11 protein-coding genes and 1 pseudogene are annotated in these 13,454 nt (G+C 58.7%); 6 read left to right on the top strand and 6 right to left on the bottom strand.

The genetic code is table 11. The features are described from left to right. Positions 1-135 precede the first annotated feature (135 nt). Positions 136-804 carry an epimerase gene (locus HGP12_RS29585; RefSeq protein ID WP_168880005.1) on the bottom strand — a complete coding sequence of 223 codons (669 nt, stop codon included), beginning with the start codon at positions 802-804 and terminating at the stop codon, positions 136-138. Between the two features lie 73 nt (positions 805-877). Continuing rightward, the gene (locus HGP12_RS29590; RefSeq protein WP_246703586.1) at positions 878-1,795 is read right to left on the bottom strand and encodes an alpha/beta hydrolase; all 918 of its coding nucleotides are present in this window, start codon (positions 1,793-1,795) and stop codon (positions 878-880) included. An 80-nt stretch (positions 1,796-1,875) separates the two neighbouring features. On the opposite strand from HGP12_RS29590, the gene HGP12_RS29595 reads away from it, so the two are divergent. Together HGP12_RS29595 and HGP12_RS29600 are read left to right on the top strand one after the other, a co-directional pair. Beyond that, entirely contained in the window at positions 1,876-2,919 is a 1,044-nt protein-coding gene (locus HGP12_RS29595) for a LysR family transcriptional regulator (protein WP_246703587.1), read from the top strand. A gap of 153 nt (positions 2,920-3,072) precedes the next feature. Continuing rightward, a pseudogene (locus tag HGP12_RS29600) lies at positions 3,073-3,561 on the top strand (sigma factor-like helix-turn-helix DNA-binding protein); the annotation flags it as partial. Between the two features lie 252 nt (positions 3,562-3,813). On the opposite strand, the gene fabF reads toward HGP12_RS29600, so the two are convergent. Together fabF and HGP12_RS29610 are read right to left on the bottom strand one after the other, a co-directional pair. After that, positions 3,814-5,109 (bottom strand): beta-ketoacyl-ACP synthase II, encoded by a 1,296-nt coding sequence (fabF, locus tag HGP12_RS29605; protein ID WP_168880006.1) that lies wholly within the window; start codon positions 5,107-5,109, stop codon positions 3,814-3,816. Positions 5,110-5,276: 167 nt separating this feature from the next. Next, entirely contained in the window at positions 5,277-5,864 is a 588-nt protein-coding gene (locus HGP12_RS29610; protein WP_168843556.1) for a TetR/AcrR family transcriptional regulator, read from the bottom strand. Between the two features lie 99 nt (positions 5,865-5,963). Here HGP12_RS29610 and HGP12_RS29615 point away from each other — a divergent pair, with 99 nt between their 5' ends. From HGP12_RS29615 to HGP12_RS29625, 3 genes are read left to right on the top strand one after another with little or no spacing between them, the layout of a single operon-like run. Continuing rightward, positions 5,964-7,085 (top strand): efflux RND transporter periplasmic adaptor subunit, encoded by a 1,122-nt coding sequence (locus tag HGP12_RS29615; RefSeq protein ID WP_168880007.1) that lies wholly within the window; start codon positions 5,964-5,966, stop codon positions 7,083-7,085. Next, a complete protein-coding gene (locus HGP12_RS29620; protein ID WP_168880008.1) occupies positions 7,082-10,192 on the top strand; it encodes an efflux RND transporter permease subunit in 3,111 nt (1,036 codons plus the stop codon). Before HGP12_RS29615 ends, HGP12_RS29620 begins: the two co-directional genes overlap by 4 nt. Positions 10,193-10,217: 25 nt before the next feature. Then, complete coding sequence (locus tag HGP12_RS29625; RefSeq protein WP_312862954.1) at positions 10,218-10,976, top strand: TetR/AcrR family transcriptional regulator; 759 nt, start codon at positions 10,218-10,220, stop codon at positions 10,974-10,976. A 28-nt stretch (positions 10,977-11,004) separates the two neighbouring features. Here HGP12_RS29625 and HGP12_RS29630 read toward each other — a convergent pair whose 3' ends face one another. Beyond that, the gene (locus HGP12_RS29630) at positions 11,005-11,376 is read right to left on the bottom strand and encodes a PaaI family thioesterase (RefSeq protein ID WP_168880010.1); all 372 of its coding nucleotides are present in this window, start codon (positions 11,374-11,376) and stop codon (positions 11,005-11,007) included. Positions 11,377-11,843: 467 nt separating this feature from the next. Between HGP12_RS29630 and HGP12_RS29635 the strand changes: the two genes are divergently transcribed. Further along, positions 11,844-12,653 (top strand): oxidoreductase, encoded by an 810-nt coding sequence (locus HGP12_RS29635; protein ID WP_168880011.1) that lies wholly within the window; start codon positions 11,844-11,846, stop codon positions 12,651-12,653. Positions 12,654-12,733: 80 nt separating this feature from the next. Here the strand turns inward: HGP12_RS29635 and HGP12_RS29640 are convergent, their stop codons facing one another. Continuing rightward, positions 12,734-13,447, bottom strand: a complete 714-nt coding sequence (locus HGP12_RS29640) for an IS6 family transposase (protein WP_168880012.1) — start codon at positions 13,445-13,447, stop codon at positions 12,734-12,736. Positions 13,448-13,454: the final 7 nt, after the last annotated feature.

The raw sequence follows: 13,454 nt of genomic DNA on the forward strand, positions 1-13,454 counted from the left end.
TCAATCCCATCGAGCAAGTCTTTGCGAAGCTCAAGCACCTGATCAGGAGAGAACAACCTCGCACAGTCGAAGCGACATGGCGCAAGGCTGGTGAAATGCTCGACTGCTTCTCGCCAGCCGAATGCGCAAACTATCTCACAAACTCAGGATATGCTTCCGTATGAAAGCAGCAGGCTCTAGGACGGTTGTCTTCCAGCCCATGCGGGCGACGTTGAGCATCGCGGTACCGATTTCCTCAGTTGTCACGACGTAGCCGTTCATCAGGCCGCGCAACGGCCGGAAGAACCAGCCCGTGGCATCATACAGCCAGTTATAATGCGCGACCTTCGATCGCTCGCCGTGGACCGGAAGAACGCCTGCCGGTCTGAACAGATGGACAGTCTTGAACGGCAGTTTCGCAAGGGCGTTTTCGGTGCGCCCCTTGACGCGCGCCCACATGCTCCGCCCGCTGGCGTCGGTTCCCACGCCGGAGACGTAGATGAAGGTCATCTGCGGATTGAGGGATGCCAGCAGGGTGGCGATGGACAGTGTGAGGTCGAAGGTCAAACGGGTGTAGGTCGCTTCATCCATACCGACCGACGAAACCCCCAATGAGAAAAAGCAGGCATCGTACCCGCTGAGTTGATCCTCATATTCGGCTAGCGTGAAGAGGTCGGATAAGAGCAATTCCCTCAAACGAGGGTTCATCTCTCCGGCCGACGTCCGGCTTACGGACAGGATCTGTTCGACGTCTCCGGCACCGAGGCATTCTCGCAGAACACCCTGACCCATCAATCCGGTAGCGCCAAAGATCATCACCTTCATGTTAAGCCTCTCCTTCCAAAGGAAGAGAATGTCCGGCGCGACGTGCGCGCCAGACATCGAATGCAGATGGCATTTACTTCAAGGTTGCCATGAAGTGCTCGGCCACGTGGTCGGCCGCATCCGTCACCTGCGGAGCCTGATCGTAGAAGTCGAAATGATTTCCCGTGGCCCAATATAAGTCCTTCGGTCCCGCCAGTTGATCGTAGACTTTTCGCGCCTGATCCGGAAACGCAGAACCGTCAGAGTGTACGATGAGCGTCGGTGACTTCACACTCGATGCTTTCTCGACCGAGTTGAAATCCAGAACGTTGGCCCACGACATTACGGCCATCGCATTGCGCCATTCAGGCACTCCGCCACGGCTTGGGTCCATGTAATAGTCCATGGGACCAACATTGGCGGCAGCTTGATCGGTGTAGTGATAGGCCGGAATGAATTCAAGTTCGCCGGTCTTCTCGAAGCGCTCGCGGGCCTTGCGACCAGCTTCCTTCTTCTTGGCGACACCGTCATCGGCGCCATAGATCATCGATGTGATGGACGGTTCGAAAAAGGACCCTGCAACCGTTGCCACCGCACCAACACTCGGGTCCTTGGATGCTGCATAAAGTACCGAGCCAGCCGAGGAGCAGATCCCAAGCAGACCAGTGCCCGAAACGTCGGTGCGTTTCTTCAGGTAAGCGAGAGCGGCAAGAAGATCATCGGCCTTGCTGTCGGCATCCTCATATTGGCGCATGATACCGCTGCTCTGGCCGTAGTTGCGATAGTCGATGGCGAGCGCCATGATGCCACGTCGGGCCATCTCTGCGCCGTATATGCCACCCATCTGTTCCTTGACGGAGTTGAACGAGCCACCGATCGCCACGGCGGGGTAGCGCTTGGTATAGTCATAACCTTCCGGGAGGTATAGTTGGCCGACAACGTAGCCATCGCCGCTTGAGAAACTCACGGTCAGGGGTTTTGCGCCGTTGGGTGCGTTCAGGGTCTGTGACATAGCCACTCCTATGGGGGAGAGCATCGCCAGAACGCCCACAAGAATGCCCAGGTCTCGACGGGTTATTGCTAAGCGTGCCAATGATCTCTCCAGCGTTGATCTTGTTTTTCATTTTCCACCACGATAGTTTCATTGACAATACGCTCATATTTTCACTGCCTTTCAAGTCAGGCTTGACAATGCACGCTGACCTTCTCGACGGAATCCTTGCCTTTACCCGCGTGGCAGAGAGGCGAAGCTTCACCGCAGCAGCCAAGGAGCTCGGTATAACAACGGCTGGGATCTCATGGACAATCAAGCAACTCGAAGCGCGTGTCGGCACCCCCTTGTTTACCCGCACCACCCGCGCGGTCGGTCTCACGGAGGCAGGCATGCTGTTTCTTGAACATGCCCGCGTCAGCGTTGAGCAGGTCGACGCCGCTTTCGAAGCCGCGCAGACCACCGGGTCACGTCCGACGGGATTGTTGCGTTTGAACCTTCCGTTCGTAGCCCAGCCTCTCCTGGAACCAATCCTTGCGGAGTTCGCGGAAACTTATCCGGAGATCGAGCTGGAGCTAACGGTCGAGGATCGTTTCGTCGATATCGTTGCAGAGAGATATGATGCCGGGATACGCATCGGCGAGATGATCCAGCAGGACATGGTCGCCGTGCGGCTAACACCGCCCGTTGCTCTCACTGTTGTCGGCGCGCCCTCCTACTTCGCCCGCCGCAATAAACCGCAACGGCCGGAAGATTTGACTGGACATGCGTGCATCAATATCCGGCAGACCAGCGGTGGGCTTTATCGCTGGTCCTTCATGGAACCCGGCCGCAATAAAAAGCCTCGAGTGTTTGAGATCGCTGTAAAGGGGCCTCTGACCGTCAATGGTGCACTACTATGCGTGTCGGCGGCAGCCTCCGGCGTGGGGCTTACCTACACTGTCGCCTCGGTCGTCGAACCCTTGGTCAGGCAAGGATTGCTTGAACCGTGCCTCGAGCGGTTCATGCCAACAATTCCCGGCTTTTTCATGTATTTCCCAAAGCAAGCCACACTCCTGCCTAAACTACGCGCGTTCCTTGATTTCTGGGCCGCGAAGCAACAGTCTGCAAATTCCGAGGTAATCCGCCCCCTAATTCCGAAATGATGTCGCCCCCCAATTCCGAGAAATAGTCGCCCCCTGATTCCGAGATGATGCCGCCCCCGTTGGACGGCATCTGGCGTGGGTGTTCTGCTGGTGTGAAGTTTCTTCCTTCGACTTTGATGAGGAACGAACGGGATGCCTGCGGAGAGATTGGAGATGCGGCGTGTCCGCGAGATATTGAGATATCGCTTTGAGCAAGGACTTGGCCACAAGTCGATTGCGGTGCGGGTTGGAACTGCGCCCTCGACGGTGCGCGAGACGCTACGGCGTGCGGCGGTAGCCGGGCTGTCGTGGCCTCTGGGTGACGACGTCAGCGATGCAGTGCTGGAGGCGGCGCTTTATAAAGCGGCCGGGACGAAGACGGGGCATCGTCGCGCCCCTGAGCCGGACTGGGCACACGTCCATCGCGAGCTGAAGCGCAAGCATGTGACGTTGCAGATCCTCTGGGACGAATACATCAGCCGTCATCCCGATGGATATCGCTATAGTCGGTACTGTGACCTTTACCGCGGCTGGGCGCTGAAGCTGCCGGTGACGATGCGGCAGGATCATGCGGCCGGCGACAAGCTGTTCGTCGACTACGCCGGCGACACGGTCACCGTCATCGTTGATCGGCTGTCCGGCAAGACGAGACAAGCCAAGCTGGACAAGCCGCCGTGCCCTTGACATCGACAGAGCCTGGGCATCGGTGTTTGCAACGATGAATTCGACCCCCGCCAGATTCTGTGTGATCATATTGTTGACAGCACTACCTCCGCCGCCACCGCCGCTAACGATGGCGATCCTTGGCTTGAGGTGCGTTATGTTCTGGATAGTAACCTCCGTTGGTTTCATGGAAGGTCAGCTCTTGGGGCAAATATAATGGTCTCATGATGCCGCTAAGGTCGTGATGAACCATCAGCCAATGAACGACGTCCGGCGACCTTCCGTCGGCCAGCGCCGAAAAAGTGCGCTGGCGTTAACGCCGCCAAAACCGAAGCCGTTGGATATCGCGTATTCGGCGTCGATGCGGCGTGCTTCATTTGCGACGAAATCGATTCCGGCCGCCTCCGGGTCTGGAATACTCAAATTCAGGGTCGGTGGCGCCACCTGGCCCTTGAGAGCCAAAATGGTGAAGATGGCTTCCAGCCCTCCGGCCGCGCCGAGCAGGTGTCCTGTTGCCGACTTCGTTCCACTGACGGCGATAGACTTTCCGTCGCCAAATAGACCCTTGATAGCTCTGATTTCTCCAAGATCTCCCACCGGTGTCGAGGTGGCGTGCGCGTTCAGATGACGCACGTCATGAGGGGCGACGCCGGCTTGCGCGATCGCAAGCTCCATTGCTCTGCGCGCTCCGCTTCCGTCTTCGGGACCGGAGGTGATGTGGTGGGCGTCGGCTGTCGTGCCGTATCCGACGAGTTCGGCAATCGGGGTGGCACCGCGAGCAAGAGCGTGGCTCAGTGCTTCGATCACGAGTATGCCCGCTCCTTCGCCCATGACGAAGCCGTCGCGCGAGGTGTCGAAGGGACGCGACGCCTTGCTCGGCGTTTCGTTGAAGCCGGTTGACAGCGATCTTGCCGCGGCGAAGCCGCCAAGGCTGACGATGTTTATGCAGGCCTCGGTTCCGCCGCAGATGGCAATGTCGGCCTCATTGGATCGAATGAGCCGGGCGGCATCACCGATGGCCTGAACGCCAGCTGCGCACGCCGTCACGGGGGCGCCGAGAGGGCCTTTGAAGCCATGGCGGATTGAGACTTGCCCGGCTGCGAGATTGACGAGGAAGGACGGAATCGTGAAGGGCGAGAGGCGGCGCACCCCGCGTTGATCGACGGTGCGGACGGCCTCGGTTATTGCAGGGAAGCCACCGATGCCGGACGCGATGATCGTCGCTGTTCTGAGCTTGTCTTCATTCGACGCCGGCTTCCAGTTCGCTTGCGTTAGCGCCTCTTCTGCGGCTGCCAGCGCGAAAATGATGAACCGGTCGACCTTGCGTTGATCCTTTGGCGGCATGATCGTATCCGGATCGAAGCCTCCTTCAGGGTCTTCGTCCAGTGAGGGGACCACGCCTCCTACTTTCGCGGGCAGGTCCCCGACCACATCGTTATCCAGTCGCCGAATACCGCTTTGGCCCGCGAGAAGGCGCGACCAGGAAATATCGACATTTGCTCCAAGGGGGCTGACAGCTCCCATACCTGTGACAACGATGCGACGCATCTGCTTTCCACCTGTCTTCGCATTAAAAATTGGCTTGCAATCGGCGTCCCGACCGACAATGGGTCAGGGCCTGCTCTCCAAACATGCAGCTTACTCAAAGACCTAATCAAGCGGCAGCCACATCTCGGCCCATGTCGGCGTCGGGGGCCTGGAGCCCGACATGGCTCTCAGGCAACATCGTCGCGATGCGCAATGCGCCTGACTTCGCCACTGGCTGCGTCGAGCACACCTTGCGACAGGCTCTCGTCATCGATGATGCGGGATAGCATGACGGACCCCACCATCAGAGACAGTATCGCCATCGCCTTGTCGCTTGGACTTGCGCTGTTGGCGTCACCCATCAGTTCATCCAGCACCTCGAAGTGAGCGCGAATACCATCCTCAAATGGACGCCTGACGTCTTCGCTTTGCCGAGCCGCATCCGCTCCGAGCGCCACCAGGGGGCAACCTTCCGCCTTCTCTCCTCTGTGATCCTTGGAGAGATAGAATGCCATGACAGCTTCCAGGGGATCGGAGGCGTCTGCGGCTGCGGTTGACCATCGTCTCGTGGCGCTTTCCAGCGCGCGCCTTGATGCAAGCGCGGCAAGATCGTCCTTCGACGCGAACTGCTTGTAGAACGCACCCTGCGTGAGGCCGGCGCCCTTCATTAGGTCCTTCAGCCCGATCCCATCGAATCCATGCTCTCGGAAGAGCCGGCTTGCCGCGTCGATCACCGCTTCGCGATTTGCCTCTGCCTGAGCCCGACTGACTCTCATATCGATCTCCATTTAGATTTCACTTGACATCTATAACACATTTAGAGTTAGATCGCAATCTAAATTAACCACTGCACCCGTCAACAAGGGTCAAATGACATGAACCGCAAAATTCTCCTCGCCTCCGTGGGCATATTGGTGGCCGCTGGCGCCACGGCGTTCGTTCTCCTTGCCGAATCTTCGGAAGGAAGAGCGCAAGCCGCAGACCCCCGCGTCGTGCCGCCGCTCGTCAGTGTGGTGGATGCAAAGAGGCCGGGTACCACTGTGCGCACCTTCACCGGTACCATTGCCGCTCGCGTGCAAAGTAATCTGGGATTTCGGGTGCCCGGCAAGATCATTGAGCGCTACGTTGACGTCGGCCAGCAGGTCAAGGCGGGTCAGCCCTTGATGCGCATTGACGAGACCGATCTTAATCTGGCGCTTGCCGCCAAACGCAACGCGGTCGCGGCGGCTCAAGCCGTCCGGACCCAGGCGCAAGCTGACGAGAGACGCTACGCCGCCTTGGTGAAAAACGGGTTGGCGGCCGCTTCTCCGCAGCGTTACGAGCAAGCAAAGGCTGCGTTGGACACGGCAACCGCGCAACTCGCGGCGGCGGAAGCCGATGCGAGGGTCGCCGAAAACGCGGCGACTTACTCACTGCTGATGGCTGATACCGATGGCACTGTCGTCGAAACGCTTGGGGAGCCGGGCCAAGTTGTCGCGGCTGGGCAGACAGTCATCCGGCTCGCCCAGGCCGGGCCTCGTGAGGCACTGGTCTGGCTACCGGAATCCACTCGGCCGCAGATTGGGGACGAGGCCGAGGCGAGCATCTATGGAAGCGAGAGCCGGCAAGACAAGGCGCGGCTCCGGCAAATCTCGGATGCCGCCGACCCGCAAACCCGCACCTATGAAGCACGCTGGGTTCTGGATGGCACCGCAGCCTCGGCCCCACTCGGCGCGACAGTCACCATCAAAATCTCCAACGACACCGGTCTGGCGCATGCGGTGGTGCCAGTCGGTGCTGTCTTTGACGACGGCAGCCGAACTGGAGTGTGGGTCTTTGACCAAAAAACGTCGACTGTCCACTTCCGGCAAGTAAAGATCGAGAAGATGGGTGAGGAGGTCGCGGTGGTTTCGAGCCTCAAGGCGGGCGAGCCGATCGTCGCGCTCGGAGCGCATCTCCTGCAGGACGGCGCCAGCGTCCGGACCACGACAGAACAAGCAGAGGCGACCAATCAATGAGCTTCAATCTATCCGCGCTTGCGGTTCGCGAGAGAGCCGTTACGCTGTTCTTCATCATTCTGCTTGCCGCCGCCGGCGTCTATGCCTTCGCCAAGCTCGGACGGGCGGAGGATCCCTCGTTTACCATCAAGACGCTGACCGTGACAGCCGTGTGGCCAGGCGCGACAGCGCGCGAGATGCAGGATCTTGTCGCCGAGCCTCTTGAGAAGCGCCTCCAGGAACTGACATGGTATGATCGCGTCGAGACGACCACGCGACCGGGATACGCTTTTCTGACCGTCACGCTGAAGGACAGTACACCGCCCACAGCGGTGGAGGAGGAGTTCTATCAGGCACGAAAGAAGCTTGGAGACGAGGCGCGAAACCTGCCCCAAGGCGTTCTTGGTCCCTTTGTCAACGACGAGTATTCCGACGTCAGCTTCGGTCTTTATGCGCTAAAGGCGAAGGGCATGCCGATGCGCGACCTTGTGCGTCAGGCAGAGGTGATCCGCCAGGACCTTCTGCATGTGCCCGGCGTCAAGAAGATCAACATTCTCGGAGAGCGCCCCGAGCAGATCTTCGTTGAATTCTCCTTTGCCAAACTGGCTACCCTTGGCATTTCTGCGCAGGACATAGCTGCCGCGTTGCAGCGGCAGAATACCGTGACGCCAGCGGGATCGATTGACACGCGCGGCCCACAGGTTTTCATCCGCTTCGATGGCGCTTACGACAGCATACAGGCGATCGCCGACACGCCCATCGTCGCAGGCGGGCGCACGCTGAAGCTCTCGGATTTTGCAGAGATTCGCCGCGGCTATGAAGATCCGGCCACCTATCTCATCCGTCACAATGGCGAACCGGCCATTATGCTTGGAGTGGTGATGCAGCAGGGCTGGAACGGTCTGGAACTCGGCAAGGCACTGGAAGAAAGATCCGATGCGATCGCACAGATCTTGCCGCTCGGCATGACGCTCGCGAAGGTCAGCGACCAGGCCGTCAACATCCAGGAAGCCGTCGGCGAGTTCATGCTGAAATTCGCCATGGCGCTTGGCGTCGTGCTGTTCGTGAGCCTTATCAGCCTCGGGTGGCGCGTCGGCATCGTCGTTGCCCTTGCCGTTCCGCTGACGCTTGCCGTCGTCTTCCTCATCATGCTGGAGACTGGGCGGTTCTTCGATCGCATCACGCTTGGCGCCCTTATTCTCGCACTCGGCCTTCTGGTCGACGACGCCATCATCGCCATCGAGGTGATGGTTGTGAAGATGGAAGAGGGGATGGATCGCATCAAGGCGGCCGCCTATGCCTGGAGTCATACGGCCGCGCCCATGCTGTCCGGCACGCTCGTGACGATCATCGGGCTGATGCCGGTCGGCTTCGCGCGCTCGACCGCCGGCGAATATGCCGGCAACATCTTCTGGGTCGTGGGTTTTGCCCTCATCGTCTCCTGGATCGTCGCCGTGGTCTTCACGCCCTATCTTGGCGTCAAGATGCTGCCGGCGATCAAGCCGGTCGACGGTGGCCATCACGCGATCTACGACACGCCAAATTATCGCCGCCTTCGGGGAATGATCGAGTTTGCCGTGCGGCACAAGTTCGTCACCTGTGCGGTGGTCGGCATCACCATGGGTGTGTCCGTCGTTGGTATGGGCGCCGTCAAGCAGCAGTTCTTCCCGACGTCGGACCGCCCCGAAGTACTGGTCGAGGTCCGCTTGCCCGAGGGCACCAGCATTGAGACGACGACGGCGACGGTTGAGAAGCTTGAGGGATGGCTGCAGAAGCAGCCGGAGGCAAAGACTGTCACGAGCTATGTGGGGCAGGGCGCTCCTCGCTTCTTCTTCGCCATGGCGCCGGAATTGCCGGATCCTTCCTTCGCCAAGATCGTCGTGCTGACACCTGATGCCGAAGCCCGCGAAGCCCTGAAGCAACGTCTCCGGAGCGCTGTGTCGGATGGCCTCGCTCCCGAAGCCTATGTCCGCGTCACGCAGCTCGTATTCGGCCCTTACACGCCGTTTCCTGTCGAATTCCGTGTTATGGGTCCGGATCCTCAGCAACTGTACCAGATTTCCGAAAAGGCTTTGGAAATCATGAAGACTGTACCGGATGTCCGCCAGGCAAACCGTGACTGGGGCAACCGCACACCTGTGCTGCGCTTCGTCCCAGACCAGGATCGGCTCAATCTGATCGGTCTATCGTCGGCGGAGGCGGCCCAGCAGTTGCAATTGTTGCTGAGCGGAATTCCGATCACGCAGGTTCGCGAGAATATTCGCACCGTGCCTGTCATCGCCCGCAGCGCCGGTGAAAGCCGCCTCGATCCTTCTAGACTCGCAGACTTCTCGCTGATGAGCCGCGGTGGCCGGCAGGTTCCGCTCGATCAGATCGGGCACTCGGAAATTCGGTTTGAAGAACCAATCCTGAAAAGACGCGATCGAACGCCTGTCATTACCGTCCGCTCCGACATCAACGAGGCAACGCAGCCCCCGGAAGTTTCGCAGCAGATTCTGAAGGCGCTTCAGCCGCTGATCGCGTCGCTTCCAGCCGGCTACCGTATCGAGATGGGAGGAAACATCGAGGAGTCCTTGAAGGCTAACGTCGCCCTCGTCCAGATCTTCCCGGCGATGATTGCAGCTATGCTGATCGTCATTGTCCTGCAGGTCCGCAGCCTGTCGACCATGACCATGGTCATGCTGACGGGACCGCTAGGCCTTGCGGGCGTGGTTCCGGTGCTGCTCCTCTTCCATCAGCCGTTCGGCTTCAACGCCATTCTCGGATTGATCGGGCTGGCGGGAATCCTTATGCGCAATACTTTGATCCTGACCGAGCAGATCAAGGAGAACAAGGCAGCCGGTCTCGACGACTATCACGCCGTCATCGAGGCGACGGTGCAGCGGACCCGCCCGGTCATGCTGACAGCCCTTGCGGCCGTTCTTGCCTTCATTCCTCTCACCCATTCGGTGTTCTGGGGGTCGATGGCCTACACGCTGATCGGCGGTACGGCGGTCGGGACCGTAATGATCCTGCTGTTCCTTCCTGCTCTCTACGCAACTTGGTTCCGCATCAAGCCGACGAAGGGAGAAGCACATCATCCAGAGCAAAAGGCTCCCGAACTGCAACGCGCTATGGCTGCGGAGTGAGATCATGTTTCGGATGTGTACTGACGTGACCGCTTCCAGCGCGAAGGAGAAAACGAGGGATTCAGCATCGACGGTGTCGGACGCCTATTGGGCGTCCGATCGACAGGAACCGGAATCCGAGGAAGGGGGGTCTCATTCCCCAGATGCCAGCGACGCAATTTTAGAGCAAACACGTAACCGGATCCTGGATATTGCGGAAAAACACATTCGGCGTATCGGTCATCGCAAAACAACGATTGCTGACATAGCGTCTGGCCTGGGTACAAGTCGCGCGAACGTGTACCGCTTCTTTCCTACAAGGGCCGCGATCGACAATGCTGTGTGCGAGCGTGTCTTGAAGGCGCAGACTGAAATTGCTTTTTCTATCGCACGGACAGACGCGGTAGCCAGCAAAAAGCTCGTTGAACTTTTGAACGTCCTTCATCGTTACAGCAAGCGGACGATGATCGAAGAAAGACCCATGCACGAGTTGTTTGTCGCTGCCATGAACGAAAATTGGGCACCGATGAATGCGTATGGTGAGCAAATTCGGGCGATCCTGGAAGAGATTATCCGTCAGGGTCTACGATCGGGCGAACTCCTGGTGGAAGATGCCGACCATGCCACAAGGGGAGTGATCACCGCATTCCTGCCGTTCTTCCATCCGGTTTTGGTTGAACAACGTGTTCAGGAGGGAGAGGGCATTGCTGAAGCCGTGCATGCGCAAATCCGCTTCATCATGCGAGCTCTCGGCAAATCCGACTTGCAAAGCACCGAAGCTTCCGAGGTGATGATAAGCGCATAGATCTTGTTCGAAGCCAGCTACTCGACCTTCACGGTCCGGGTCGAACGATCAGGCAGGTTGACGTCCCATGTGCATGGAGTTTGTCTTGAGGGCTTTCTATCCTGCCCTCTAACGTGATGACCGTCCGACCGCGAGAGATCACCTTTCCGGTGATCCTCAATTCGCCGCAGTCGGCAGAAATTGGACGTATGAATTTAACAGAGGTTTCTTGCGAAGGGCAGATTTCGCCGGGCATCAACGTTGTTTGCGCGGCAAGCGACATGGAGGTGTCGAGCATCGTCATGATCCATCCGCCGTGGACTGTATTCATCATATTGAGAAAACGTGCCTCGGGCTCGGCGAGAAGCTCAACATGACTGTCCTCGGGTGGAAGAAGTGTGAACGGCAGCAGATCTGCCATCGGCGGGGGCGAGGGAAGATACCCTTCGGAAGGCCCGTCACAAACTCGAAACCGTTCATCAGCGCAGTGTCAGGCAAGGAACTTCTCCTCCTCGGCTCGATCGTCAATCGTTCATCATAGCGTGCCGCATGGGTCGCGGCTGCGAACGCACCGGCTTGGTGGCACTGAGCACATTGGCAATGCTGCGGCTGTCATCAATCGACTGAGGGGAAGTCCTGCCACGCATCTCCAGTCGTTGCATGCGAACCTCGCACACCCAAGCGCGTCATCTGGATGAAAATGCTTCGAAACAGCCGCAGTCTCAATTTATATGTTGATCGACATCCAAAATCACGTTAGATTGCAATCGAACTCTAACAGAATCTCGTGCGAAGCAAAACGCGGAATTCCCACCGGACAAAGGAACAAAAAATCCGATTCCGCTGAAAGCTTCCTAGCACTTGTTCGCACAAAGCTCAGGAGCATGCATGTCCAATCAGAAAGTCGTCGTAATCACCGGCGCATCATCCGGAATAGGCGAGGCCGCTGCCCGCCTTCTCGCACAAAACGGCTTCAGGGTGTTTGGTGGCGTTCGCAACCCGAACCGCACCAATTCAATCCCAGGCGTGCACTTCGGAACCGTTGACGTCAACGACGACACATCGGTTGCGAACTTTGTGGAATGGGTTCTGTCTGAAGCAGGTAAGATCGACGTTTTGATCAACAATGCCGGCGTTTCGCTGATCGGCCCCGTCGAGAATACCTCGACTGCGGAAGCTCAAAGAGTCTTCGATACCAACGTGTTCGGCCCATTGCGCATGATACGTGCCGCTCTGCCATCCATGCGAGCCGCCCGTAGCGGCCTCATCATCAATGTCAGCTCGGTCTTGGGCTTCCTGCCAGCGCCATTCATGGGACTCTATGCCAGCAGCAAGCATGCGCTTGAGGGGCTGTCGGAGTCGCTGGACCACGAAATCCGCGAGTTCAACGTCAGGGTCGTGCTGCTCGAACCCACCTTCACCAACACGAAGCTCGACGTCAACGCGGCCCATACCGAGGCCCCCCTGGGCGCCTATGAAAAGCAGGCCTATGCGACCATCGAGACACTTCAGGCGCAGATCAAGTCAGCGCCCTCACCACAGGTCGTGGCCGCGAAAATCCTGGCGGCCATCAACGGCCCGTACCGCATGCGCCGGCCGGCGGGCGGCAACGCGACGCTTCTCAGCCGCTTGCGCAGATTCATGCCGGCGAACGCAGTCGATAAAAGTTTGCGCAAGACATTCGGCTTCGGCAAGTGAAGGGCACTCCCCAAGAGTTGCTGAAACGGTGGCGTCGCCTTAACCGATCGCGTACGTCGTGAGTTCTTGCAGGCCGAATTTCAGGCGTCAACCGACAATGCGATTTCACGCCAGGTGGTGACGGCGATGGTGCGGAGCTGGCGATGATCGGTGGCAGAGAGATGTTTCCGATGAAGCTGAAAGAGGTTGGCGACCTGGCCATGGACCGAGACGAAACGTTGACATTGTCGCGCTGACTTAAAGCACATCATTCGCCGCTCTCGGCGCCGTAGCGGCAGATGAGAATTTTCGGCACGGTTGTTCAATCCCTTGTGCGATCGATGCTCTACGCCCGGCATCAACTCGGCCTTCGCGGCCGAATACGAATGCAGCTTGTCAGTCACCAGCACCCGCGGGGTGGTAGCCTGGCCCTTGAGCAGCTTGCGCATCAGACGCAGCGCCGCTGCCTTGTTCCTTCTGCTTTGCAGCAGGGCATCGAGGACATAACCGTTTGCATCGACGGCGCGCCACAGCCAGTATTTCTTTCCCTTGATCGTCACCACCATCTCATCGAGCTGCCACTTATCGGCAAAGTGGCCTCGTGAGCGGCGCCGGAGCTGATGAGCGAACTTTAAGCCGAATTTCGCCGCCCATTCCGCGACGGTCTGAAACGTGACGACAATGCCGCGCTCCGCCAACAGATCTTCGACGTCGCGCAGGCTCAGCGGGAACCGATAATACAGCCACACCGCATGGGCAATGATCTCAGCAGGAAACCGGTGGCGTCTGAAGTGGGCATGCGGGGCTTCGGTCATGACAGCC

Source organism: Rhizobium sp. P28RR-XV, assembly GCF_012641385.1.
In the GTDB taxonomy this organism is placed as follows: Bacteria; Pseudomonadota; Alphaproteobacteria; order Rhizobiales; family Rhizobiaceae; genus Rhizobium.

Coding starts and splice junctions, on each gene's coding strand:
- HGP12_RS29585 (WP_168880005.1), bottom strand. CDS start 804: ATGAAGGTGATGATCTTTGGCGCTACCGGATTGATGGGTCAGGGTGTT.
- HGP12_RS29590 (WP_246703586.1), bottom strand. CDS start 1,795: ATGTCACAGACCCTGAACGCACCCAACGGCGCAAAACCCCTGACCGTG.
- HGP12_RS29595 (WP_246703587.1), top strand. CDS start 1,876: ATGATCTCTCCAGCGTTGATCTTGTTTTTCATTTTCCACCACGATAGT.
- fabF (WP_168880006.1), bottom strand. CDS start 5,109: ATGCGTCGCATCGTTGTCACAGGTATGGGAGCTGTCAGCCCCCTTGGA.
- HGP12_RS29610 (WP_168843556.1), bottom strand. CDS start 5,864: ATGAGAGTCAGTCGGGCTCAGGCAGAGGCAAATCGCGAAGCGGTGATC.
- HGP12_RS29615 (WP_168880007.1), top strand. CDS start 5,964: ATGAACCGCAAAATTCTCCTCGCCTCCGTGGGCATATTGGTGGCCGCT.
- HGP12_RS29620 (WP_168880008.1), top strand. CDS start 7,082: ATGAGCTTCAATCTATCCGCGCTTGCGGTTCGCGAGAGAGCCGTTACG.
- HGP12_RS29630 (WP_168880010.1), bottom strand. CDS start 11,376: ATGGCAGATCTGCTGCCGTTCACACTTCTTCCACCCGAGGACAGTCAT.
- HGP12_RS29635 (WP_168880011.1), top strand. CDS start 11,844: ATGTCCAATCAGAAAGTCGTCGTAATCACCGGCGCATCATCCGGAATA.
- HGP12_RS29640 (WP_168880012.1), bottom strand. CDS start 13,447: ATGACCGAAGCCCCGCATGCCCACTTCAGACGCCACCGGTTTCCTGCT.